A 21,833-nucleotide genomic window follows, 5' to 3' on the forward strand; every position below is an offset into this window, starting at 1 on the left:
AATAGCGAATAACCGGGCCACGGAGCGGTCCGGTTGGCCAAAAAGCGGTGGCGCGCGGGGATCTCGTTCTCCGCCGCTGCCTGCGCAGGCGCATTTCGCGCCGGGCGCAAACGGGGGTTTTTCCAGGTATGGCGTCGGTTATTCCAGCTTCCTTATCGAGATTCAGACGCACGGGCTCGTGGATCGACGACGCGCTGTACGCGGTCGCCGTATACGCGGTGCCCTTTCTGATTCTGCTCGGTACGATCGCGACGCTTTATTTTCTGCCGCGCCAATACGAAACGCGCGGCGCGGTTCCGCTTGAACTGCGAGTCGCCGCCGATAAACGCGGCATCATGAATCCCGCCGATGCGCTCGAGGCGCTGCAAGGCGCGGCGCCCGTTTCCCGTTACAGCACGCGTCTTTCCGAAAAGCCGATCTGGTTCAGTTTTACGACGCCCAGCATGAGCGCGGTTTCGTCGACGGTCGTCGAATTGCCGTCGCGTCATGCGCAAACGCTTGCCTGCTGGGACGCAAATACGCTCGCGCCGCTCGGCGAGGCGAGTCGCGACGGATTGAGCGGCGAAATGCGCGCAGTCAAGGCGGGCTTCTCGATTCAGGTTGGCCGTCTGAAAAAACCCGAAAACATACTTTGCCGCGGCACATTTTCAGGACCGGCGCAAATCAATGCTTATGCATGGGAATGGCAAGGTTTGCGTAATTCGGCGCTTGATTTTCAGGAAAGTTCGGGATTGATCGCGGGCGGTTTGCTGACGCTCGCGGTATTCGTATTCGTGACGGCGCTGATCAATCACGAGTGGACTTACGTTATTTTCGCGGTGTGGCTCGTCGGCAATTTGCGTCTTTGCGCAAATGCGATGGGCTGGGACATGCAATGGCTCGGCCGTCTGCTGCCGTCCGATTTCATGCAACCGCTGCGGCAGTTCACATTCGCCGCCTATTACTTGCTGACCGCCGCGCTCTTTCAGCAGCTTTTCAGGCGCGAGTTGCGCGTGGTGGGCTATCGCTGGCTGCTGCGCTTGATCCAGTATGTCGGCATCGTGCTGCTCGCCGCCGCGTTCGCGTTGCCGTATGCGCTTTTCATTCCGACGCTCTGGGTCATCGCGGGCTTCGGCATCTGCGTGCTGCTGTTCTTCCTCGCGCGGCTCGTGTGGATGGCGCGCTCGCGCACCGTGCTGTGGTACGTCGCGTCGCTCGGCGTCGTGCTGTTCTCGACGTTCTCGGAAGTGCTCGGCGCGGCCTTCGGGCTGAAGGTGCTCGTCGGCGGCGTCAACACGGTGATGGCCGCGCTGTCGTCCAGCATGATGGCGGCCTTCGCGATCGCCGAGCAGATGCGCGCCGAGCGCGATTTTCGCCGCCAGGCGCAAATGGAATTGCGCAACACCTACGAAGTCACGCCGATCGGCCTCTTCACGCTCGACGCCGACGGCCACTTCGTGCGCGCCAATCCCGCGTTGCGCGCAATGCTCGATCTGCAAAAGGCCGACTACAAGGCGCGGCACTGGAACGACTACTTCGAGGCGGGCGCGTGGGGCGCGCTGCAGGCGCTGGCATCGAAGGGCAGTGACGGCGAACTCGAAATGGGCGGCTCGCCCGAGCGCGGCACCGGCGAGCGTCGCTATCTGTTGAAGGCAATCCGCTCGAACGGCTGGATAGAAGGCTCGCTGCAGGACACGACCGAACGTTCGAAGGCCGTCGAGCGCCTGCGTTTTCTCGCGGAGCACGATTCGCTGACCGGCTCGCTGAATCGCCGCGGCGTCGAGAAGGCCATCTCCGTGCAGAGCGAAGAGACGCTGCCGTGGGCGCTCGCCTACGTCGATCTCGACCGCTTCAAGCTCGTCAACGATCTCTTCGGCCATCGCAGCGGCGACGAAGTGCTGCGCCAGGTCGCGGCGCGCACGCGTGCGCACTTCGCGCGCAATTATCCGGTCGGGCGCATCGGCGGCGACGAGTTCGTCTGCGTGATGCACGACACGTCGATCGAAGACGCCATCGCGCAATGCCGCGAGCTCATCTCCATTCTTTCCGACGCGCCGTATCAGGTGGGCAATCGCGCGTTTCAGGTGAAGGCGTCGATCGGTCTCGTCGAATGTTCGCGGGGCGTGCGCGTGCAGGACGCGCTCTCGCACGCGGATCGCGCGTGCCGGGAAGCGAAGAAGGTCGCGCACACTCATCTCGTCACCTATCGCAAGGGCGCGGCGGCATTCGAGGAGCGCGCGGAGGAACTGAAGCTCGTCGAGACGCTCGGGCGCAATCGCCTGCCGCCGGGGCTTTTCCTCGTGATGCAGCCGATCATGTCGCTCTCCGCGCCGACCGAATCGCTCAACTTCGAAGTCCTGCTGCGCATGCGCTCGCCCGACGGCGCGACGCTGCCCGCGGGCAAGGTGATCGTCGCGGCCGAAGAGTCGGGCAATATCGCCGCGATCGATCGCTGGGTCATCTCGACCTTGCTCGACTGGATCGAAACGCATCAGCATCAGCTCGGCAACACGCAGTTCATTTGCGTGAACCTCTCCGGCGGCTCACTGAACGACGAGCAGTTCATGGAGGACATCTTCGCGCTCTTCGCGCGTTATCAGTCGATCGTGCATTACCTCTGCCTCGAGATCACGGAGAGCGTCGCGCTGCACGATCTGGAGAATACGCAGCGCTTCATCGCACGCGTGCACGACATGGGCGGCAAGATCGCGCTCGACGACTTCGGCGCCGGCTACACGTCGTTCAAATACCTGAAGGCGCTTTCCGCCGATGCGCTGAAGATCGACGGCGAATTCGTCCGCTCGATGTGCGCGCACCCGGCCGATATCGCAATCGTCGAGGCGATCGTCGCGCTCGCGCGCAATCTCGGCATGCGCAGCGTCGCGGAGTGGGTCGAGGACGTCGATACCTTGCGCGCGTTGCAGGAAATCGGCGTGGATTATGTGCAGGGCTTCCTCGTCGCGCGGCCGCAGGAAAGCTCGGCGATTCTCGCGGCGAGCTCGGCCGCGAGTTTCGTGAAGGATCCGGAAGTGATCAGCTTTGTCGAAGGCCTGTCGGAGCCGGCACAGGCGACCGTGTTCGACTATGAATGGCACGCGCGCGCGTCAGGCACGCATTGAGCGCCGCACGCTTCAAGCCGTCTTCATCTCGTTCAGGACCTTCGCCGCTGCAATGGGAATGCGCGAGTCTTCCCATTGCGCGAGCCATTGAATCTCCTTGCGCGTGAAATAGCCGGGATGATTGCGCAACGCGAACTGCAGCGAATCGACGATGTGATCGCGAATGATCTGCGGCGCGCTTTCGTCGTTGACGATCGCGTGAAGGGCTTCGAGTGTGCTCATGTTTGCGGATGCGGAGTTGATCGGCGATGACGCTCCCGCCGAACATAACCGACTAAAAATCGCGAAAAAAATTGCCGAACGGCGTGCAGGGCCGCGCTTGCTAAAATCGGCGCAGATGCTTTAAATAAAAGCACTGGAATTAATCGAACGGGGACGAACACATGAACGATGTCTGGTGCGCGCGTCTGCGCCGAAAGGCCCGGGCCGATGTCTGAGCGGCCAGTGCGCAAAGCCCCGGTACAACCCGTCGGTTCGAATCAGTCGGGCATGCGCCAGTTCAATGAGCGCATCGTTCTGCAGGCGATCCGGCTTCATGGTGCATTGCCCAAGGCCGATGTCGCGCGCATGACGCGGCTGTCGATGCAGACGGTCTCGCTGATCGTCGATCATCTGATCCAGGACGGCCTGCTGGCGAAAGAGCCGCGCGCTCGTGTGCGCGGCCGTATCGGTCAGCCGTCGGTGCCGATCTCGCTGCGCGCGGACGGCGCGTTTTCCATCGGCGTGAAAGTGGGGCGGCGCAGTCTCGACGTGCTGTCGATGGACTTCGCCGGCAACGTGCGCACCCGCGAGACGCTCGAGTATCCGTATCCCGATCCGCATACGCTCTTTCCGGCGCTGGAGGAGCGGCTCGCGCGTGTCACCGCCGCGCTCGGCGACGACGCGCGAAAGATCGCGGGCATCGGCGTCGCCGCGCCGTTGTGGCTCGGCGGCTGGCGCGACTTCTTCGACACGCCGCCCGACGTGCTCGCGGCGTGGAACGACATCGACATCCGCGAACGAATTCAGGCGATGACCGCGCTGCCCGTCGAGTTCGCGAAGGACACGACCGCCGCTTGCGCCGCCGAGCTCGTGATGGGCCAGGGGCGCGGGCTGCGCAACTTCCTCTATGTGTTCATCGGGACGTTCATCGGCGGCGGGCTCGTGATCGACGGTCGATTGCACGCGGGCCCGGGTGGCAACGCGGGTGCGATCGGTTCGCTGCCGCTTGTCGGGCGCGGGAAAGGCAAGCGCGCGGGGCAACTGCTCAATACGGCGTCGGTGTACGTGCTGGAAAAGGCGTTCGCCGCGGCGGGTGCGCCGGCGGCGGCCGCGCACGACGAGCGCGCGTGGTCCGCGGCGCTGCGCCCGTTATCGGAAGCGTGGATGCGCGAGACGTGTCCCGCGATCGCGACGGGCATCGCGTCGTCGTCGGCTTTGCTCGATCTCGAAGCCGTCGTGATCGATGGCGAAATCGACCGGACCTTGCTGCGCGAAGTGATCGGCCGCACCGACGACGCGCTCGCCGCGTTCGATTGGCAAGGCATGACGCGGCCGCGTCTCGTCGAAGGGCAGATCGGCCCCGACGCCCGCGCGATGGGCGGCGCGATCCTGCCGCTCTACGCGCATTTCGCGCCGAAGCACGAGCTTTTTCTGAAGCCGCTCGAAGACTGAATTCAGTCGAGCGAGAGCCGCGCGGCGAACGCGAGCAATGCGGCGGAGAACGTCCAGCGCTGCACCGTCTGCGCTTTCGGATGACGGCGCAGCCAGCCGGAAATCCGCACCGCGCCTGCAGCGAGCGAGAGGTCGAACAGCACGCCGACTGCGACCAGCACGACGCCCAGTTCCAGAACCTGCGACCAGACCGGGCCGGCCTCCGGACGCACGAATTGCGGCAACAGCACGGAGCAGAACAGCAGCGCCTTCGGATTGAGGATGCTGCTCAAAATCCCTTTCGCGTAGCCCGCGCGCAAGGTGGGTGCTGCCGTTTGCCCCGGCGTGGCGTCGAGGCCGAATGCGGGCGAACGGAAAATCTGAATCGCTACATAAGACAGATACAGGCCGCCCGCGATGCGCACGCCGTCGTAGAGCCACGGCGCGCTGCGCAAGAGTGCGGCGACGCCGAGCGCCGAGAGCGTCACATGCGTCGCGCGCGCCGTGGCGAGTCCTGCGGCCACGGCAAGGCCATGCCGGAAGCCGCGCGTGCCGCTTGTCTGGAGCACGAGCGCCATGTCCGGTCCCGGCAGTGCATAGACGAGCGCGAGTGCGCCGATGAAAACCCAAAGCAAATGTGCCGATACCATGATGCGCTCCCGTTTCGATGGCTACATCGTGCCACCTCGCATGGAGTGTTTTATGGTCTTTTGATCTGTCTTATGACTCGATCAAGCGTCTTTCCACTAACATCGAAGGAAAACAAAGGGGAAAGCGCCATGATCGAAATCGACCGCATCGACCGGGCGATGCTCGCCGCACTTCAACAGGACGGCCGCTTGTCCGTCGCCAGACTGGCCGAGCGCGTCGGACTGAGCGAGACGCCGTGCGCACGCCGTCTCAAGCGGCTGGAAAGCGACGGATACATCGACGGCTATCGCGCGGTGCTGTCGCGCAAGGCGCTGGGACTGGGGGTCGTCGCATTCGCGCAGGTGCGCTTCAGCGTGCATGACCGCGCGCTGTCCGATCGCTTCGAGCGCGAGATCCAGGGTATTCCGCGCATCGTGTCGTGCCACAACATTTCGGGAACGGCGGACTATCTGCTTCAGATCATCGCGCGCGATCTCGACGAATACGGCATTTTCATGCGTGACGTGTTGCGGACCTTGCCGGGTGTGACGGCGGTCGAATCCATGCTTTCGTTGCGGGAAGTCAAACGTGACAGCGGCTTGCCCATGCCTTGACGATTGTCTATACAAGAAATGCCGTGATACCAATGGATGGCCTCGGGATTTCCCCAATACAACCAAAGTTGTATATACAAGAAGATGAAGCCAATTCGACGCGGGGAGGTTTCCGCGTCCGTCGACACTCTCTTTTCTTGATGCGCAGGAGCAATCCGTGACTTCCTCCCGTTTTCGCGACACCGAGATCCGCGCGCCGCGCGGCACGCAACTCAACGCCAAGAGCTGGCTCACCGAAGCGCCGCTGCGCATGCTGATGAACAATCTCGACCCCGAGGTGGCCGAGAATCCGAAGGAGCTCGTCGTGTACGGCGGCATCGGCCGGGCGGCGCGCGACTGGGCGTGCTACGACAAAATCGTCGAAACGTTGAAGCGCCTCGAAGCGGATGAGACGTTGCTCGTCCAGTCGGGCAAGCCGGTTGGCGTGTTCAAGACGCATGAAAACGCGCCGCGCGTGCTGATCGCAAATTCGAATCTCGTGCCGCATTGGGCGAACTGGGAGCACTTCAACGAACTCGACGCGAAGGGTCTCGCGATGTACGGCCAGATGACGGCCGGAAGCTGGATCTACATCGGCAGTCAGGGCATCGTGCAGGGCACGTACGAAACCTTCGTCGAAGCCGGCCGGCAGCACTACGGCGGCGACCTCAAGGGCCGCTGGGTGCTCACCGCGGGTCTCGGCGGCATGGGCGGCGCGCAGCCGCTCGCGGCGACGCTCGCGGGCGCGTGTTCGCTGAACATCGAATGCCAGCAGAGCCGAATCGATTTCCGTCTGAAGACGCGTTATGTCGACGAGCAGGCGACCGATCTCGACGACGCCCTCGCGCGCATCCAGCGCTATACCTCCGAAGGCCGCGCGATCTCCATCGCGCTGTGCGCCAACGCGGCGGACGTGCTGCCCGAACTCGTGCGCCGTGGCGTGCGTCCCGACATGGTCACCGATCAGACGAGCGCGCACGATCCGCTCAACGGCTATTTGCCGAAGGGCTGGACGTGGGCGCAGTATCGCGACCGCGCGCAAAGCGAACCGGCGGCCACGGTGAAGGCCGCGAAACAATCGATGGCCGAGCACGTGCGCGCAATGCTTGCGTTCCGCGAACAAGGCGTGCCGACCTTCGACTACGGCAACAATATTCGCCAGATGGCCAAGGAAGAGGGCGTCGAGAACGCGTTCGATTTTCCGGGCTTCGTGCCGGCGTATATCCGGCCGCTCTTTTGCCGCGGCGTCGGGCCGTTCCGCTGGGCGGCGCTGTCGGGCAATCCGGAGGACATCTACAAGACGGACGCGAAAGTGAAGGAGCTGATCGCGGACGACGCGCATCTGCATCGCTGGCTCGACATGGCGCGCGAGCGCATCAGCTTTCAGGGTTTGCCGGCGCGTATCTGCTGGGTCGGGCTCGGCCTGCGGGCGAAACTCGGCCTCGCATTCAACGAGATGGTCCGTAACGGCGAATTGTCGGCGCCGGTCGTGATCGGCCGCGATCATCTCGACTCCGGCTCGGTCGCGAGCCCTAACCGCGAAACCGAAGCAATGCGCGACGGCTCGGACGCCGTGTCCGACTGGCCGCTGCTCAACGCGCTCCTGAACACGGCAAGCGGCGCGACGTGGGTGTCGATCCACCACGGCGGCGGCGTCGGCATGGGCTTCTCGCAGCATTCGGGGGTCGTGATCGTGTGCGACGGCAGCCGCGATGCCGACGCACGCATCGCGCGCGTGCTGCAAAACGATCCGGCGACGGGCGTCATGCGTCACGCGGATGCCGGCTACGACATCGCCATCGATTGCGCCCGCGAGCAGGGCCTCGACCTGCCGATGATCGACAAGCGATGAAAAAGCTCTGGCAACACTGCCACGCCGCGACGATGGCCGACGGCAAGTATTCGGTCATCGAAGACGCGGCGATCCTGACCGACGGCGCGCGCATCGAATGGATCGGGCCGCGCGCGGCGACGCCGGATATCGGCGACTGCGAGCGTGTCGATCTCGAAAACGCATGGGTGACGCCGGGTTTGATCGACTGTCACACGCATCTCGTGTTCGGCGGCGATCGCAGCGGCGAGTTCGAAGAACGGCTCGAAGGCGTGAGCTATGCGCAGATCGCGGCGCGTGGCGGGGGCATCGCGAGCACCGTGCGCGCGACGCGCGAAGCGAGCGAGGACGCATTGTTCGAAGCCGCGAAAACGCGCGCGCTCGGCTTGATTCGCGAGGGCGTGACTGCGCTCGAAGTGAAATCCGGCTACGGGCTCGACTTCGCGAACGAACGCAAGATGCTCGCCGTGGCGCGGCGTCTCGGGCAAGCGCTGCCGCTGACCGTGCGCGCGACCTGCCTCGCCGCGCATGCGTTGCCGCCTGAATTCGCGAATCGCGCGGACGATTACATCGACTATGTCTGCGACGAGATGCTGCCCGCGCTCGTCGAGCAAGGTCTCGTCGATGCCGTCGATGCGTTTTGCGAGCATATCGCGTTCTCGACGCAGCAAGTCGAGCGCGTGTTCCGATGCGCGCGCGATCTCGGCGTTCCGGTGAAACTGCACGCGGAGCAACTGTCGTCGTTGCACGGATCGTCGCTCGCGGCGCGTTATCGGGCGCTGTCCGCCGACCATCTCGAATATATGACGGAGGACGATGCCCTCGCGATGGCGCAGTCGGGCACGGTCGCCGTGCTGCTGCCGGGCGCGTTCTATATGTTGCGCGAAACGCAGTTGCCGCCTATCGACGCGCTGCGGCGGCATCGCGTGCCGATGGCGCTCGCGAGCGATCTGAATCCGGGCACGTCGCCGGCGCTTTCTTTGCGAATGATGCTCAACATGGGCTGCACGCTGTTTCGCCTGACGCCGGAAGAAGCGCTCGCCGGCGTGACGATTCATGCGGCGAAGGCGCTCGGAATGCAAGCGACGCACGGCTCGCTCGAAGCGGGAAAGGCCGCGGACTTCGTCGCCTGGCGAATCGGCAGGCCTGCTGAGCTTTCGTACTGGCTGGGCGGCTCGCTGCCGAATCGCGTCGTGCATGGCGGAGCGCAGGTCGATATCGAGCGCATCGCCCGATGAAACAAACGCCTCGTCCGGACCCGGGCGAGGCGTTTTGTCAAAAACAGAAACGGTGGGGCGTGGCGTTACGTGCGCTTGCGGATCAAGCCCCAGACGACGAGCAGTATGATCGCGCCGATCACCGAGGCGATCCATCCCGCTGGCTGTCCCGGCTGATACCAGCCGAGCGCCCGGCCGACGTAACCCGCGATGAGCGAGCCGGCGATGCCGAGAACGATGGTCATGATCCAGCCCATGCTGTCGTCGCCCGGCTTGAGTGCCCGCGCGATGAGGCCGACGACGAGTCCGACGATCAAAGTACCGATGAATGCAAGCATGCGGTTGCTCCTTGGCTGAGTTTGACGGCTTCTTGACTGCGTAGCAGATGGATTCCGGATAGTTCCGGTATATCCAAAGTAGCACGGCGCAATGCGTTTGGGTATGACACTGGCCGTTTGGCCAGTCCTTCGAGCACGAACGATGCCGCGTGCCGCCCCAAGGTAAAATTCTTCGCATTGCCTCACTGCCTGCCTTGCTACGATATGACCGATTCCGAATTTCCCTCCACCGACGAAGCGATCCACGAAGACCGCCTTTGGCGCGACGATGGCTGGACCGCGCGCGTGATCAAGAACGAGGACGACGACGGCTGGGCTGTCGAAATGATCCAGACGGGCGAGGCGGAGCCCGCGCTCGTTGGTCCGTGGACGATGGGCCGCGACAAGAAAAACCCGAAGCCGCTCGATGCGGCCGCGTTCCGCACGCTGGTCAAGACGGCGTCGGAAGTCTTGCGCCGGCATGAGCAGCAGCGTCATGCGATGCTGAACAAGAACGTCACCATCGACGTGCAGGGCGAGGACATCACCGTGACCTTGGAGATCGTTCCCGATGAGGACGATCCTTACGCGCATCTCAAAGCCTTCGATGCGTACGGCGCGCAGCTCGCGCATGTGCGCGTCTCGCCTGCATTCAAGCTCAGCAAGGCGAGCGCCGAGCGCTGGGCCGAGAATGAGTTTGCGAAGCCGAACTGAGCCGGCTGTAAGGCGCTCATAGCGCGTGCATGAACGAAAACGCCGTCGCACTTTCATGCGACGGCGTTCTGAAAAAGATCAAGCGAACCGTAACGGATTTCAGCCTTTTCTGACGACGAACTCAATCCGGCGATTCGCGAAACGTCCACTGGCTGTGTCGTTGTCGGCGATCGGATTGGCGTCGCCATAACCCTTGGCCGTGAGCGATTGCGGCGGCACGCCGTTTCGCACCAGGTAGCCGCGGACCGCTTGGGCGCGCTCCTTCGACACCTCCAGATTCGCCGATGCCATGCCCTGGGAATCCGAGTAACCCGCGATTTCGATATTCACGATCGAACCCTTGGCCGCGCAGCTCTTGAGCAATTGCGCCGTCTCGCCGAGCGTGGCGTATGCGCTGTCCGGCACCTGCGCGCTCGAGCGCGCGAAATTGACCACCTGGAGGTCGAGCACGCGAGTCAGCTTGTCGCCGGAGCACGGGGTTTCAGTGGCGAGCAGGCTCTTCATCGCGCTGCGAAAGGATTGCGTCGCGGTGGCGACTGCTCCGTCGACATCGAACGCCGCGACCTGGAACATGCCGCCGAGCGTGCCGCGCAGACGATCGGCCCAGCCGAGCTTCGCATTCGCGGCCGTGCCGCTCAACTCGACTTTCGAGCCGTTGACCTTCGCTTCCGCCCCGGGCACGGTCATGAGCGGGAAGAAGTCGTTCAGGCGAGAAAGCCAGGTCGCCGGACGGGTTTCCGGAACGACGGAAACGACCGCGGTATAGGCGTTTCCGAAGCGAGCCGTCAACGTGTCGATCAGATGCTTTTTCTCCGCCTCGGTGCCGACAGTCGCCTCGATCGCGGGGACGCCCGACGCGTTGACGCTGAACAGCAATTGCGCGTCTTTCCAGGAGGAGGGGGCATCCTTCGATGCCGGATCGGCCTGCGGCGTCGCCGCGGTTGTCACCGCTGCATCGACGGACGTGGCTACCGGCGCGTCATTGGTGACCGGCTGGGTCGATGGCAACGCGGACGAAGCCGGCGTCGACACATTGGCGACCTGCTGCGTGGCGGACGCGGCGCTCAGATCGACGCTGTCGTTGTGCGTGAAGCCACGGTAATAGACCAGCGCGAGAACGGCGGCCAGCACCGCGAAGAGCAGCCAGATCCACTTGTTCGAACGCTTCGGCGCGGGTCGGCGCACGGGCGCGCGCAATGGCGGCTGCGGCGCGGGCGGCGTGGCCTGCGGAGCGGGTACGGTCTGTGTGGCGGCTTTGACGACCGGCTCCGGTGCGACCGCCAAGGCGACGTCGCCATCGGTGCGCGGCTCCAGGCTCGACGCGACCGTATCGAGCCGCGGCGTGATGCAACTGGTGAAGCCTTCGGTGTTGCCGACGCCGATGGCCGTCGCGACCGCGTTCGACATCGAAGAATTGACTTCGCCGACCTGATCGCGCAACAGTCGCGGCACATGTGGCAGCCCCCATTGCGCGAGCAGGAAGTGCCGCTTCATCACACCGAACAGCACGGCGGCGACGATGCCGGCAAGCGCCGATGTGGCTTGCGTGGGAACACCGGTTTCGGTCGAGACGGCGTCGGTCAGCGCATCGATACGCTGGCCGGTCGCGAGCGCGGCGAGCGAGTGACCGGTCGCTTCGAGTTGCTTGAGCCCGCCGGTGGTCGCGATCAGCTTGGGCAACTGATCCGCGATGTAGGCGTTGGTCTCCGGCTGCATGATGACGGAGTACACCGACTGCGAGCCTGGCACGAGCGTCGCCCGGTCCATCAGCGACGCGACGAGTCCCGGCGCGATACGTGTCACGAGTTGACGGACGATCTGCCCAGGAATGCCAAACTGTTGCGACAACTGCTCCGCGATGCTTTCAGAGATCGCGGCGTTGACTGCCTGGACCAGATTGATGCTCATCGACTAAATATCCCTTTCTGCATGAACGCTTGACGCAAGCGCAAGTGTGCAGGGGATTCTATATTGCACAGTCATCCTAAAAAGGTGGGTGCAAACTTCTTTACGAAAACGGTGCTTCGATGCGACGCGCGTGGCGTGCTTTCAACGTGCGCGCGGCGTCACGTCTGAGAAAAATTTGAGAATGCGCTTGCACGCGAGGGCAAGCCACGACGGCTCGGCGGGCGTGGGCTCCGGGTTTCTCACGGAAAGCGCGACGAGCGACAGCATCGAATGGGAGCGGATGAGCGTGCGGTACGAGGCGTCGAGCGGCGACGTCCACGCGCAATTGCGGCAATCGTGCTTTGCGCACATATTGCAGGGAGGTTGATCGCGGTGCATGGCAGAGTCCTTAACAAGTACCCGCACATGATCTTCGAAACGCTATCGTAAGGCGATCAGAGGGTTCCGATTGAACTCTTAGTTTTAGTCTCAAAAATAGGACAAACTAACGCGATGTAAGTGACACTGTTTCACAGAAAGGAGGCGGCGATGCACTACCTGTTGATCTACGAACTTTGTTCAGACTATCTGGAGCGCCGCGCGCAGTTTCGCGACGCGCATCTGGCCCTCGCGTGGGCGTCGGTGGAGCGGGGCGACATCGTGCTTGCGGGCGCGCTCGATGCGCCCACCGATCGCGCGATGCTGTTGTTCCACAGCGATTCGCCCGCCGCCGCGGAGGACTTCGCGAAAAGCGATCCGTATGTGACGAACGGGCTGGTCGAGCGTTGGGAAGTGCGCAAGTGGAACACGGTCGTGGGCGCGAACGCGGCCACGCCCGTGCGATAGCGCGACACGAACATCACGCGTCGGCGGTTTCTTCCGCGGGACGATCGCGGCGCGCGGGCCCGCGACGTTGCGCCGAGCGATAGAGGCTCGTCAGCGTATCGTCGATTTGCTGCGAACGCTCGAAGAGCGCCGCCAGCCAGTCGACGAACACGGACACGCGCGGCGTCGCCTGACGGCTCTTCAGGAACGCCACCGACACCTTGAGCGGCGGCGACTTCCATTGCGGCAGCACTTCGCGCAGTTGTCCCGAGCGCAGATAGGGTTGCGCCGCGATGCGCAGCGGCTGGATCAGCCCGAGCCCTTCGACGCCGCACGCGAGGTACGCGTGCTCGTCGGCGACCTGCACGAAACCGCGCATTTTCAGCGTCACGGCTTCGCCGCCGACATCGAAATCGAAGTCGGCCGGTCGTCCGCTCTTCTCCGACAGGCAATTCACCGCGACATGCTGCGCGAGCTCGTCGAGCGTTTCCGGCATGCCGTGCTTTTCGAGATACGCGGGGCTCGCGCAAGTCACCTGTTCGAGCATCCCGAGCCGGCGCGCGATCAGGCCCGAATCGGGCAATTCACCGAGCTGCACGCTGCAATCGACGCCTTCGCCGACGAGATCGACATTGCGATTGCCGATACCGATCGACAATTCGATCTGCGGATAGCGCGCGTGAAACTCCGGCAACGCGGGCACGACGATCGACGTCGCGACGGTGTCCGGCATTTCGACGCGCAGCCGCCCGCGCAGCCGCTCCTCGCCCGCGCCGAAACCGGACTCGAGTTCGTCGATGTCGGCGAGGATTTGCGCGCAGCGTTCGTAATAGGCGGCGCCGTCGACGGTGAGATTCAGACGCCGCGTCGTGCGTGCGAGGAGCTGCACGCCGACGAGCGCTTCGAGTTGTTGTACGGTCGTCGAAACACTCGCGCGCGGCATGCCGAGCGACTCGGCCGCGCGCGTGAAGCTGTTCGTATCGACGACACGCGTAAAGACACGCATGGCATGGACGCGATCGATCACGTTGAGTTTTCCTTTTATGACGATTGAGTGGCGATGCGCGCAAAAAAACGACGCCACCGCGGCTGAAAAGCTGCGGAAAAAAGGCGCACCGGCGTTGGTTGAATCGTACGGACGGAAAGCGCCAACGTGAATACACAAAACTGGAGGATTCTTGCCTGATTCTTTTCGACGGCGAGAATCGCGCAACTCAGAGCGTAGGCATTTCGCCGCGCAGGCGGCCCGCGAAACCGCTCATGTCCGCGCCTGACGGCGACTGGTAGAGCCGCAGGCCCATCTCCGGAAGGATCGACAGCAGATGGTCGAACACATCGCCCTGAATGCGCTCGTACTGCGTCCACGCGGTCGTCGCGGTGAAACAGTAGACCTCGACCGGAATGCCCTGCGATTCGGGCTCCATCATGCGCACCATGATCGCCATGTCCTGACGGATCTCGGGATGGCGCTGCAGATAGGCGAGCCCATACGCGCGAAACGTGCCGATATTGGTGAGCCGCCGCCGGTTCGCGGGCTCGTTCGCCAGTTCGCCGAGATTGCGGTTGGCCTGCTCGACCTCGGTCTGCTTCTGTTCGAGATAATCGTGGAGCAGGCGAAATCGCTTCAGGCGCGCGGTTTCTTCGTCGGTGAGAAAGCGCACGCATTGCGCATCGATGCGCATGGTGCGCTTGATGCGACGCCCGCCCGATTCGAACATGTGCCGATAGTTGCGATAGCTCTCGGAAAAGAGCTTGTAGGTCGGCACCGTGGTCACGGTGTTGTCCCAGTTCTGCACCTTGACCGTATGCAGCGCGATGTCTTTCACGAAGCCATCGGCGGCGGCTTGCGGCATTTCGATCCAGTCGCCGATGCGCAGCATGTCGTTCGACGTCAACTGCGTGCTCGCGACGAGCGACAGCAGCGTGTCCTTGAACACGAGCAACAGCACGGCGGACAGCGCGCCGAGACCGGAGAGCATCCAGAGTGGCGAACGGTCGATCAATATCGACAGGACGAGCACGCCGCATACGAGCGCGAGCGCGAGCTTGCCGATCTGGATATAGCCCTTGATCGAGCGGGTCTGCGCTTCCTTGCTCTCCGCATAGACATCCTGCCACGCGGACAGCGCGCTGCCCGCCGCGAAAAACATGCAGACCCACGCACCGCCGTGCGCGACGCGGCCGATGATCGTCGCCCAGTGGCCGATGCGCGGGACGTCTTCGATGCCGAGCGCGACGGTGGCGAACGGCACCGCGTACCAGAGCCGGTGATAAGCGCGATGCTTGATGAACGCGCGGTCCCACTTCTGATGCCCCGCGAGCACGAGCAGGCGATGCGCCACATACAGCACGATGCGCGCCACCACCCATTGCAGGAAGATCGCGATCAGCGCGAGCGCGACGAGGCCCGCGACCGTTTGCGCCCAAGGATGAACGGCGAGCAGATGCGGCAGCGGATCGGGAAGGAAATCGAAATTCATAAGGGCCGTAGGAGACTGGAGACGCGCGCTTTTGCATCGCGACGCGCTCCGTATTGTGCATGATCGTGCACGTTCGATGCATCGGACGCGGCCCACTCGCGCGCCTTATCGAAAACCCGAGTTCGATGAAAATGAATTTTTTTTGGCCGGTTTTTCGAGTAAATATAGTTTCATCGCGTGCCATCGCCATGAGAGCGCAGCGCATTCCATGTCCCGTTCACTATCGGTCCGTGCGCCGGCGAGCGCCGACGATCTGATTTCCGCGCGCATCGCGGCGGCCATGCCGACGCTCACGCCGATTCATCGGCGCATGGGGGCGTTCGTGCTGGCGAACCTGTTCCGTTCGGCGACGATGCGCATCGACGAGCTGGCGGGCGCGGTGGGCGCGTCGGTGGCGACGGCGAACCGTTTCGCGCGCGCGCTCGGTTTCTCCGGTTATCCGGCGTTTCGAGAGGCGCTCGTGCGCGGCTTCGAGGCGACCATCGCGCCGGTCGAGCGTTTGCGCACCGCGCTGGAATCGCCGGCGAGCGGCCCGGAAGTATTCGACGCATCGCTCGCACAGGCGGCGGCGAATCTGCGTCTCGCGCAAACATCGGTCGATGGCGCGAAGGCGGAGGCGATCGTCGACACGATCCTCGCCGCGCCGCGCGTCTTCGTGGTCGGCTATGGCGCGAGCGCGTTTCTCGCCGGACTGATGGAGCACGGCCTCACGCCGTATTGCGCGAACGTGCAGTCGCTCGCGCTGATGGGCGGACCGTCGCACGCGGCGCGCAGGCTGTTCACGGCGTCGCGCGGCGACGTGCTCGTCGCGATCGCGTTTCCGCGTTATGTCGATGACACCATCACGCTGGCGCGGCTCGCGCACGATCATGGCTTGCGTGTCGTCGCGTTGACGGACAGCGTCGCTTCGCCGCTCGCGCAGGTCGCGGATCTCCTGCTCGCGATTCACGCCGAGCGCAGGCTCGCGGCGAATTGCGATACCGCGGTGCTCGCCGTCATCGAAGCGCTGTGCGACGCGGTCGCGCATCGGGCCAAGCGCTCGGTCGAGGCTGCATCGGGATTGACCGAATTCGTTTTGCCGTGGCTCGTCGCGCCGTCGATTCCAAAGAAGGCGCAGACAGGGGCGCAACAGGCCGTTCAGGCCACGCGCCGCACCGTTGCGAAACGACACACTCACACGGAACCGCGCGAATCATGAATGCCACACCAGTCATTGCGATCCACGGCGGCGCAGGCACGATCCTGCGCAGCGCGATGAATGCCGAAACGGAAGAGCGCTATCACGCGGCGCTCACCGACATCCTCGGCGCGGGCCAGCGCGTGCTCGCCGATGGCGGCAGCGCGCTCGACGCCGTTACCGAAGCCGTGCGTCTGCTGGAAGACTGTCCGCTCTTCAACGCGGGTCATGGCGCGGTGTTCACGGCAGCCGGCACGCACGAGCTCGATGCGTCGGTGATGGACGGCGCGACGCTCGAAGCCGGCGCGATCAGTTGCGTGACGCGCGTGAAGAATCCGGTGCTCGCCGCGCGCCGCGTGCTCGACGTGAGCGATCACGTGATGTTCACGGGGGCGGGCGCGGAGGCGTTCGCCGGGGCGCAAGGTCTCGAATTCGTCGATCCGTCGTACTTCTACACGGAGGCGCGTTATCAGCAATGGCAGAAGGCGCGCGGCACATCGGGCACGATGCTCGATCACGACGCCGCGACGAAGTTCGCTTTCACGAACGACGCCGTCGATCCCATCGATCCGGACAAGAAGTTCGGCACGGTCGGCGCGGTCGCGCTCGACGCGAACGGTCATCTCGCCGCGGCGACATCGACGGGCGGCATCACGAACAAGCAGGCGGGGCGCGTCGGCGATGCGCCGCTGATCGGCGCGGGCTGCTATGCGAACGACGCGACTTGCGCGGTCTCGACCACGGGCACGGGCGAGATGTTCATCCGCATGCTCGCGGCATATGACGTATCGGCGCAGATGGAATATCGCGGCGTGTCGCTGGAGGAAGCATCGAACGATGTCGTGATGAACAAGCTGCCGCGCATCGAAGGGCGCGGTGGCCTCGTGGCCATCGATGCGAAAGGCAACGTCGTGCTGCCGTTCAACACGGAAGGCATGTATCGCGGCTTCGCGCGCGTGGGCGAAGCGCCCGTCACGGCGATCTATCGATGATGAACGCGACCTTGCCCGATTCCCGCGTCATCGACGTGCGCGATCTGTCGGTGTCGTTCCGCTCGCGTTCGCGCACCGTCGAGGCCGTGCGCAACATCTCGTTCACCGTGGATCGCGGCGAGACACTCGCGATCGTCGGCGAATCGGGCTCGGGCAAATCGGTGACATCGCTCGCGCTGATGCGTCTCGTCGAGCACGGCGGCGGCCGGATCGTGTCGGGCAGCATCGCGTTTCGCCGGCGCAACGGGCAGGTTCACGATCTCGCGAAAGCGTCGTCCGCGACGATGCGCAGCGTGCGCGGCGCGGACATCGCGATGATCTTTCAGGAGCCGATGACATCGCTCAATCCGGTGTTCACGGTCGGCGACCAGATCGCGGAAGCCATTGCGCTGCATCAGGGCAAGAGCCGCGCGGATGCACGCGCCGAAGCGTTGCGTCTGCTCGATCTCGTGCGCATTCCCGAAGCGAAGCGCGTGTTCGCGCGCTATCCGCATCAGTTGTCGGGCGGCATGCGCCAGCGCGTGATGATCGCGATGGCGCTTTCGTGCAAGCCCGCGCTCCTGATCGCCGACGAGCCCACCACCGCGCTCGACGTGACCATCCAGGCGCAGATCCTGCAACTCGTGCGCGGCCTGCAGGACGAGATGAACATGGGCGTGATCTTCATCACGCACGACATGGGCGTGGTCGCCGAAGTGGCGGATCGCGTGCTCGTGATGTATCGCGGCGAGAAGGTGGAAGAGGCGCCATCGGACGTGCTGTTTCATGCGCCGAAACATCCGTACACGAAGGCGCTGCTCGCCGCCGTGCCGACGCTCGGCGCAATGCGTGGCACCGATCGTCCCGCGAAATTCCCGATCCTCGAAATCGAGCCGGCCGAAATCGCGCCCGACGACGCGAGCGCACTGCGTCCGTCGGAAGCGGTCGAGAAGGAGCAGCAGCCCGCCGTCGATGAAACCGTCGAGCCGATACTGCGCGTGCGCGATCTCGTCACCCGCTTTCCGGTGAAGAGCGGCTTGTTCGGCCGCACGACGGCGGCGGTCCATGCGGTCGAGCGCGTGAGCTTCGATCTGCGCGCGGGCGAAACGCTCGCGCTCGTCGGCGAATCGGGTTGCGGCAAGTCCACGACGGGGCGCTCGCTGCTGAAGCTCGTCGAGAGCCAGAGCGGTTCCATCGAGTTCGACGGGCGCGACATCAGCAAGCTCGAAGGCCACGCGTTACAGGCGCTGCGGCGCAATATCCAGTTCATTTTTCAGGACCCGTTCGCGTCGCTCAATCCGCGTCTGACGGTCGGCTTCTCCGTGATGGAGCCGCTCCTAGTGCATGGTGTCGCGAGCGGCAAGGAGGCGCAGGCGCGCGTCGACTGGCTACTCGAAAAGGTCGGCTTGCCGCCGGAAGCCGCGCAACGGTATCCGCATGAATTCTCGGGCGGTCAGAGGCAGCGCATCGCGATCGCGCGTGCGCTCGCGCTGAACCCGAAGGTCGTGATCGCCGACGAATCCGTGTCCGCGCTCGATGTCTCGGTGCGGGCCCAGATCGTCAATCTGATGCTCGATCTGCAGCGCGAACTCGGCGTCGCGTATCTCTTCATCTCGCACGACATGGCGGTGGTGGAGCGCGTGAGCCATCGCGTGGCGGTGATGTATCTCGGGCAGATCGTCGAGATCGGGCCGCGCGCGGCGGTGTTCGAAGCGCCGCGTCATCCGTACACGCGCAAGCTGATGAGCGCGGTGCCGGTGGCCGATCCGGCACGCAGACATGCGAAGCGCATGCTCGCCGCCGACGAGATTCCGAGCCCGATCCGCAAGCTCGGCGATGAGCCGATCGTCGCAAGACTGGTTGCCGTCGGACCAGATCACTTTGTCGCCGAGCATCACGTTGGCGGCGCTTACTAGAAGCACTTCAACAAGGAGTCCAACGATGCCGTCCTTCAGATTGCGCGCGATGCTCGCAGCAAGCGCGTTCGCCACACTGACCGTTCTCGCGCCGGCCGCCGCGCATGCGCAGAGCACGGCCGTGATGGCCGTCGCCTCGACCTTCACGACGATGGACCCGTACGATGCCAACGACACGCTCTCGCAAGCGGTGGCGAAGTCGTTCTACGAGGGCCTCTTCGGTTTCGACAAGGACATGAAGATTCGCAACGTGCTCGCGACGAGCTACGAGGCGAGCCCGGACGCGAAGGTCTACACGATCCATCTGCGCCGTGACGTGAAGTTCCAGGACGGCACCGATTTCAACGCGGACGCGGTGAAGGCCGTGTTCGACCGCGTGACGAACCCGGATAACAAGCTCAAGCGCTACAACCTTTTCAACAAGATCGAGAAGACAGAAGTGGTCGACCCGTACACGGTGAAGATCACGCTGAAGATTCCGTTCTCGGCGTTCATCAACGTGCTCGCGCATCCGTCGGCGGTGATGATCTCGCCTGCCGCGCTGAAGAAGTACGGCAAGGACATCGCGTTTCATCCGGTCGGCACGGGCCCGTTCGAGTTCGTCGAATGGAAGCAGACCGACGACCTGAAGGTGAAGAAGTTCGCCGGCTACTGGCAGAAGGGCTTGCCGAAGATCGACATGATCGACTGGAAGCCCGTGGTCGACAACAACACGCGCGCGGCCCTGATGCAGACGGGCGAAGCGGATTTCGCGTTCTCGATCCCCTTCGAGCAGGCCGCGACGCTCAAGTCGAGCCCGAAGGTCGATCTGATCGCGGCGCCGTCGATCATCCAGCGCTACGTCAGCATGAACACGCTGCAGAAGCCCTTCGACAATCCGAAGGTGCGCGAGGCGATGAACTACGCGATCAACAAGGAAGCGCTCGTCAAGGTCGCGTTCGCGGGATATGCCGTGCCGGCCGAAGGCGTCGTGCCGCCGGGCGTCGACTACGCGACGAAGCTCGGGCCGTGGAAATACGATCCCGCGAAGGCGCGCGAGCTGCTGAAGGAAGCGGGCTATCCGAACGGCTTCGAAACCGTGCTGTGGTCGGGCTATAACCACACGACCGCGCAGAAGATCATCCAGTTCGTGCAGCAGCAACTCGCGCAAGTGGGCGTGAAGGCTTCGGTCGAAGCGCTCGAAGCGGGGCAGCGCGTGCAGCGCATCGAGAGCGCGCCCGATCCGAAGACGGCGCCGGTGCGCATGCTCTACATCGGCTGGTCGTCGTCGACGGGCGAAGCAGACTGGGCGATCTCGCCGCTGCTCGGCGGTTCCTCGTTCCCGCCGAAGCTCTTCAACACCGCGTACTACAAGAACGATCAGGTCGATGACGATCTGTCGAAAGCGCTGGCGACGACCGACCGCGGCGAGAAAGCCAAGCTCTACGCCGATGCGCAAAAACGCATCTGGGCCGATGCGCCGTGGATCTTCCTCGTCACGGAAAAGGTCGTGTATGCGCGCAGCAAGCGTCTGTCGGGCGCGTATGTGATGCCGGACGGTTCGTTCAACTTCGACGAAATCGCAATCAAATGATGCACGATGACCGGGCCCGCGCGGCCCGGTCCTTTCGAGTCGCACACGATGCTCAACTTCATCGCCAAACGCCTGCTGGGTCTGCTGCCGACGCTCTTCATCGTCGCGGTGCTCGTATTCTTCTTCGTACACATGCTGCCGGGCGATCCCGCACGGCTCGCCGCGGGCGCGGAAGCCGACGAAGCGACCGTCGCGCTCGTGCGCGCCGATCTCGGCCTCGACAAGCCGCTGCCGCAGCAGCTCGTGAACTTCTTCGGCAAGGTCGTGCATTTCGATTTCGGCATGTCGACGCGCAGCAAGCGGCCGGTGTCGACGGAAATCGCCGAGCGCTTCATGCCGACCCTGTGGCTCACGCTCGCGAGCATGGTGTGGGCGGTGATCTTCGGCATGGCGATCGGCATCGTGTCGGCGGTGTGGCGCAATCGCTGGCCGGATCGATTGGGCATGACGCTCGCGGTCTCGGGCATTTCGTTTCCGGCGTTCGCGCTCGGCATGCTGCTGATGGAAATCTTCTCGGTGAAGCTCGGCTGGCTGCCGATCGTCGATGACGGCACATGGAAGGGCTACGTGCTTCCGTCGATCACGTTGGGCGCGGCGGTGGCCGCCGTGATGGCGCGCTTCACGCGCGCGTCGTTCGTGGAAGTGCTCGGCGAAGACTTCGTACGCACCGCGCGCGCGAAAGGCGTGCACGAACCTATGGTCATCGTGAAGCACTGCCTGCGCAACGCGATGATCCCCGTCGTCACGATGATGGGCCTGCAATTCGGCTTTCTGCTCGGAGGCTCGATCGTCGTCGAGAAGGTGTTCAACTGGCCGGGCCTGGGCCGCCTGCTCGTCGATGCCGTCGAGATGCGCGACTATCCCGTGATTCAGGCGGAGGTGCTCCTGTTCTCGCTGGAGTTCATCGTGATCAATCTGATCGTGGACGTGCTGTACGCGATCATCAATCCGACCATCCGTTTCAAGTGAGGA

Annotated in this window: 20 protein-coding genes; 13 read left to right on the forward strand and 7 right to left on the reverse strand. The window is 64.0% G+C overall.

The features are described from left to right. Positions 1 to 128 precede the first annotated feature (128 nt). Complete coding sequence (locus U4Y90_RS05545) at positions 129 to 3,098, forward strand: putative bifunctional diguanylate cyclase/phosphodiesterase (RefSeq protein ID WP_321793040.1); 2,970 nt, start codon at positions 129 to 131, stop codon at positions 3,096 to 3,098. Between the two features lie 12 nt (positions 3,099 to 3,110). On the opposite strand, the gene U4Y90_RS05550 is transcribed toward U4Y90_RS05545, so the two are convergent. Beyond that, positions 3,111 to 3,320 (reverse strand): hypothetical protein, encoded by a 210-nt coding sequence (locus U4Y90_RS05550; protein ID WP_321793042.1) that lies wholly within the window; start codon positions 3,318 to 3,320, stop codon positions 3,111 to 3,113. Between U4Y90_RS05550 and U4Y90_RS05555 the strand changes: the two genes are divergently transcribed. Beyond that, positions 3,319 to 3,444 carry a hypothetical protein gene (locus U4Y90_RS05555; protein WP_321793044.1) on the forward strand — a complete coding sequence of 42 codons (126 nt, stop codon included), beginning with the start codon at positions 3,319 to 3,321 and terminating at the stop codon, positions 3,442 to 3,444. The two genes, U4Y90_RS05550 and U4Y90_RS05555, sit on opposite strands and share 2 nt — an antisense overlap. Positions 3,445 to 3,527: 83 nt before the next feature. Continuing rightward, a complete protein-coding gene (locus tag U4Y90_RS05560; RefSeq protein ID WP_321793046.1) occupies positions 3,528 to 4,751 on the forward strand; it encodes an ROK family transcriptional regulator in 1,224 nt (407 codons plus the stop codon). Between the two features lie 2 nt (positions 4,752 to 4,753). Here the strand turns inward: U4Y90_RS05560 and U4Y90_RS05565 are convergent, their stop codons facing one another. Then, positions 4,754 to 5,380, reverse strand: a complete 627-nt coding sequence (locus tag U4Y90_RS05565) for a LysE family translocator (RefSeq protein ID WP_321793049.1) — start codon at positions 5,378 to 5,380, stop codon at positions 4,754 to 4,756. Positions 5,381 to 5,509: 129 nt separating this feature from the next. Between U4Y90_RS05565 and U4Y90_RS05570 the strand changes: the two genes are divergently transcribed. The 3 genes from U4Y90_RS05570 to hutI all read left to right on the forward strand — a co-directional run bounded on the left by U4Y90_RS05570 (position 5,510) and on the right by hutI (position 9,022). After that, the gene (locus U4Y90_RS05570) at positions 5,510 to 5,974 is read left to right on the forward strand and encodes an Lrp/AsnC family transcriptional regulator (RefSeq protein ID WP_321793051.1); all 465 of its coding nucleotides are present in this window, start codon (positions 5,510 to 5,512) and stop codon (positions 5,972 to 5,974) included. 157 nt (positions 5,975 to 6,131) lie between these two features. Then, a complete protein-coding gene (gene hutU / locus U4Y90_RS05575) occupies positions 6,132 to 7,805 on the forward strand; it encodes a urocanate hydratase (RefSeq protein ID WP_321793053.1) in 1,674 nt (557 codons plus the stop codon). Further along, a complete protein-coding gene (hutI, locus tag U4Y90_RS05580) occupies positions 7,802 to 9,022 on the forward strand; it encodes an imidazolonepropionase (RefSeq protein ID WP_321793055.1) in 1,221 nt (406 codons plus the stop codon). The genes hutU and hutI overlap by 4 nt, the downstream gene beginning before the upstream one ends. Positions 9,023 to 9,087: 65 nt before the next feature. Here the strand turns inward: hutI and U4Y90_RS05585 are convergent, their stop codons facing one another. Next, positions 9,088 to 9,339 (reverse strand): GlsB/YeaQ/YmgE family stress response membrane protein, encoded by a 252-nt coding sequence (locus U4Y90_RS05585; RefSeq protein WP_321793057.1) that lies wholly within the window; start codon positions 9,337 to 9,339, stop codon positions 9,088 to 9,090. Between the two features lie 204 nt (positions 9,340 to 9,543). Here U4Y90_RS05585 and U4Y90_RS05590 point away from each other — a divergent pair, with 204 nt between their 5' ends. Then, complete coding sequence (locus U4Y90_RS05590) at positions 9,544 to 10,032, forward strand: hypothetical protein (RefSeq protein ID WP_321793059.1); 489 nt, start codon at positions 9,544 to 9,546, stop codon at positions 10,030 to 10,032. Positions 10,033 to 10,131: 99 nt separating this feature from the next. On the opposite strand, the gene U4Y90_RS05595 is transcribed toward U4Y90_RS05590, so the two are convergent. Next, entirely contained in the window at positions 10,132 to 11,940 is a 1,809-nt protein-coding gene (locus tag U4Y90_RS05595) for an OmpA family protein (RefSeq protein WP_321793061.1), read from the reverse strand. A gap of 141 nt (positions 11,941 to 12,081) precedes the next feature. Further along, on the reverse strand, positions 12,082 to 12,318 hold the full coding sequence (locus U4Y90_RS05600) for a hypothetical protein (RefSeq protein WP_321793063.1): 237 nt from the start codon (positions 12,316 to 12,318) through the stop codon (positions 12,082 to 12,084). Positions 12,319 to 12,468: 150 nt separating this feature from the next. On the opposite strand from U4Y90_RS05600, the gene U4Y90_RS05605 reads away from it, so the two are divergent. Beyond that, the gene (locus U4Y90_RS05605; RefSeq protein WP_321793065.1) at positions 12,469 to 12,765 is read left to right on the forward strand and encodes a YciI-like protein; all 297 of its coding nucleotides are present in this window, start codon (positions 12,469 to 12,471) and stop codon (positions 12,763 to 12,765) included. 13 nt (positions 12,766 to 12,778) lie between these two features. Here the strand turns inward: U4Y90_RS05605 and U4Y90_RS05610 are convergent, their stop codons facing one another. Next, positions 12,779 to 13,771: a LysR family transcriptional regulator gene (locus tag U4Y90_RS05610; RefSeq protein WP_321793067.1), complete on the reverse strand. Its 993-nt coding sequence runs from the start codon at positions 13,769 to 13,771 to the stop codon at positions 12,779 to 12,781. A 187-nt stretch (positions 13,772 to 13,958) separates the two neighbouring features. After that, a complete protein-coding gene (locus U4Y90_RS05615; protein ID WP_321793068.1) occupies positions 13,959 to 15,224 on the reverse strand; it encodes a mechanosensitive ion channel family protein in 1,266 nt (421 codons plus the stop codon). A gap of 208 nt (positions 15,225 to 15,432) precedes the next feature. On the opposite strand from U4Y90_RS05615, the gene U4Y90_RS05620 reads away from it, so the two are divergent. From U4Y90_RS05620 to gsiC, 5 genes are read left to right on the forward strand one after another with little or no spacing between them, the layout of a single operon-like run. Further along, positions 15,433 to 16,422 carry a MurR/RpiR family transcriptional regulator gene (locus U4Y90_RS05620; RefSeq protein WP_321793070.1) on the forward strand — a complete coding sequence of 330 codons (990 nt, stop codon included), beginning with the start codon at positions 15,433 to 15,435 and terminating at the stop codon, positions 16,420 to 16,422. Then, entirely contained in the window at positions 16,419 to 17,393 is a 975-nt protein-coding gene (locus U4Y90_RS05625) for an isoaspartyl peptidase/L-asparaginase (protein ID WP_321793072.1), read from the forward strand. The genes U4Y90_RS05620 and U4Y90_RS05625 overlap by 4 nt, the downstream gene beginning before the upstream one ends. After that, positions 17,390 to 19,288 (forward strand): dipeptide ABC transporter ATP-binding protein, encoded by a 1,899-nt coding sequence (locus U4Y90_RS05630; RefSeq protein WP_321793075.1) that lies wholly within the window; start codon positions 17,390 to 17,392, stop codon positions 19,286 to 19,288. Before U4Y90_RS05625 ends, U4Y90_RS05630 begins: the two co-directional genes overlap by 4 nt. Before the next feature lie 25 nt (positions 19,289 to 19,313). Next, positions 19,314 to 20,861 (forward strand): glutathione ABC transporter substrate-binding protein GsiB, encoded by a 1,548-nt coding sequence (gsiB, locus tag U4Y90_RS05635; RefSeq protein ID WP_321793076.1) that lies wholly within the window; start codon positions 19,314 to 19,316, stop codon positions 20,859 to 20,861. Between the two features lie 48 nt (positions 20,862 to 20,909). Continuing rightward, complete coding sequence (gene gsiC, locus U4Y90_RS05640; protein WP_321793078.1) at positions 20,910 to 21,830, forward strand: glutathione ABC transporter permease GsiC; 921 nt, start codon at positions 20,910 to 20,912, stop codon at positions 21,828 to 21,830. The last annotated feature ends 3 nt before the right edge of the window (positions 21,831 to 21,833 follow it).

The sequence above is a fragment of the Caballeronia sp. J97 genome (assembly GCF_905220305.1).
Classification (GTDB): domain Bacteria; phylum Pseudomonadota; class Gammaproteobacteria; order Burkholderiales; family Burkholderiaceae; genus Caballeronia.

Excerpts from the sequence above, each read along its gene's own strand:
- U4Y90_RS05545 (WP_321793040.1), top strand. The coding sequence starts at position 129 with ATGGCGTCGGTTATTCCAGCTTCCTTATCGAGATTCAGACGCACGGGC.
- U4Y90_RS05555 (WP_321793044.1), top strand. The coding sequence starts at position 3,319 with ATGTTTGCGGATGCGGAGTTGATCGGCGATGACGCTCCCGCCGAACAT.
- U4Y90_RS05550 (WP_321793042.1), bottom strand. The coding sequence starts at position 3,320 with ATGAGCACACTCGAAGCCCTTCACGCGATCGTCAACGACGAAAGCGCG.
- U4Y90_RS05560 (WP_321793046.1), top strand. The coding sequence starts at position 3,528 with ATGTCTGAGCGGCCAGTGCGCAAAGCCCCGGTACAACCCGTCGGTTCG.
- U4Y90_RS05565 (WP_321793049.1), bottom strand. The coding sequence starts at position 5,380 with ATGGTATCGGCACATTTGCTTTGGGTTTTCATCGGCGCACTCGCGCTC.
- U4Y90_RS05570 (WP_321793051.1), top strand. The coding sequence starts at position 5,510 with ATGATCGAAATCGACCGCATCGACCGGGCGATGCTCGCCGCACTTCAA.
- hutI (WP_321793055.1), top strand. The coding sequence starts at position 7,802 with ATGAAAAAGCTCTGGCAACACTGCCACGCCGCGACGATGGCCGACGGC.
- U4Y90_RS05585 (WP_321793057.1), bottom strand. The coding sequence starts at position 9,339 with ATGCTTGCATTCATCGGTACTTTGATCGTCGGACTCGTCGTCGGCCTC.
- U4Y90_RS05590 (WP_321793059.1), top strand. The coding sequence starts at position 9,544 with ATGACCGATTCCGAATTTCCCTCCACCGACGAAGCGATCCACGAAGAC.
- U4Y90_RS05595 (WP_321793061.1), bottom strand. The coding sequence starts at position 11,940 with ATGAGCATCAATCTGGTCCAGGCAGTCAACGCCGCGATCTCTGAAAGC.
- U4Y90_RS05600 (WP_321793063.1), bottom strand. The coding sequence starts at position 12,318 with ATGCACCGCGATCAACCTCCCTGCAATATGTGCGCAAAGCACGATTGC.
- U4Y90_RS05605 (WP_321793065.1), top strand. The coding sequence starts at position 12,469 with ATGCACTACCTGTTGATCTACGAACTTTGTTCAGACTATCTGGAGCGC.
- U4Y90_RS05615 (WP_321793068.1), bottom strand. The coding sequence starts at position 15,224 with ATGAATTTCGATTTCCTTCCCGATCCGCTGCCGCATCTGCTCGCCGTT.
- U4Y90_RS05620 (WP_321793070.1), top strand. The coding sequence starts at position 15,433 with ATGTCCCGTTCACTATCGGTCCGTGCGCCGGCGAGCGCCGACGATCTG.
- U4Y90_RS05625 (WP_321793072.1), top strand. The coding sequence starts at position 16,419 with ATGAATGCCACACCAGTCATTGCGATCCACGGCGGCGCAGGCACGATC.
- U4Y90_RS05630 (WP_321793075.1), top strand. The coding sequence starts at position 17,390 with ATGATGAACGCGACCTTGCCCGATTCCCGCGTCATCGACGTGCGCGAT.
- gsiB (WP_321793076.1), top strand. The coding sequence starts at position 19,314 with ATGCCGTCCTTCAGATTGCGCGCGATGCTCGCAGCAAGCGCGTTCGCC.
- gsiC (WP_321793078.1), top strand. The coding sequence starts at position 20,910 with ATGCTCAACTTCATCGCCAAACGCCTGCTGGGTCTGCTGCCGACGCTC.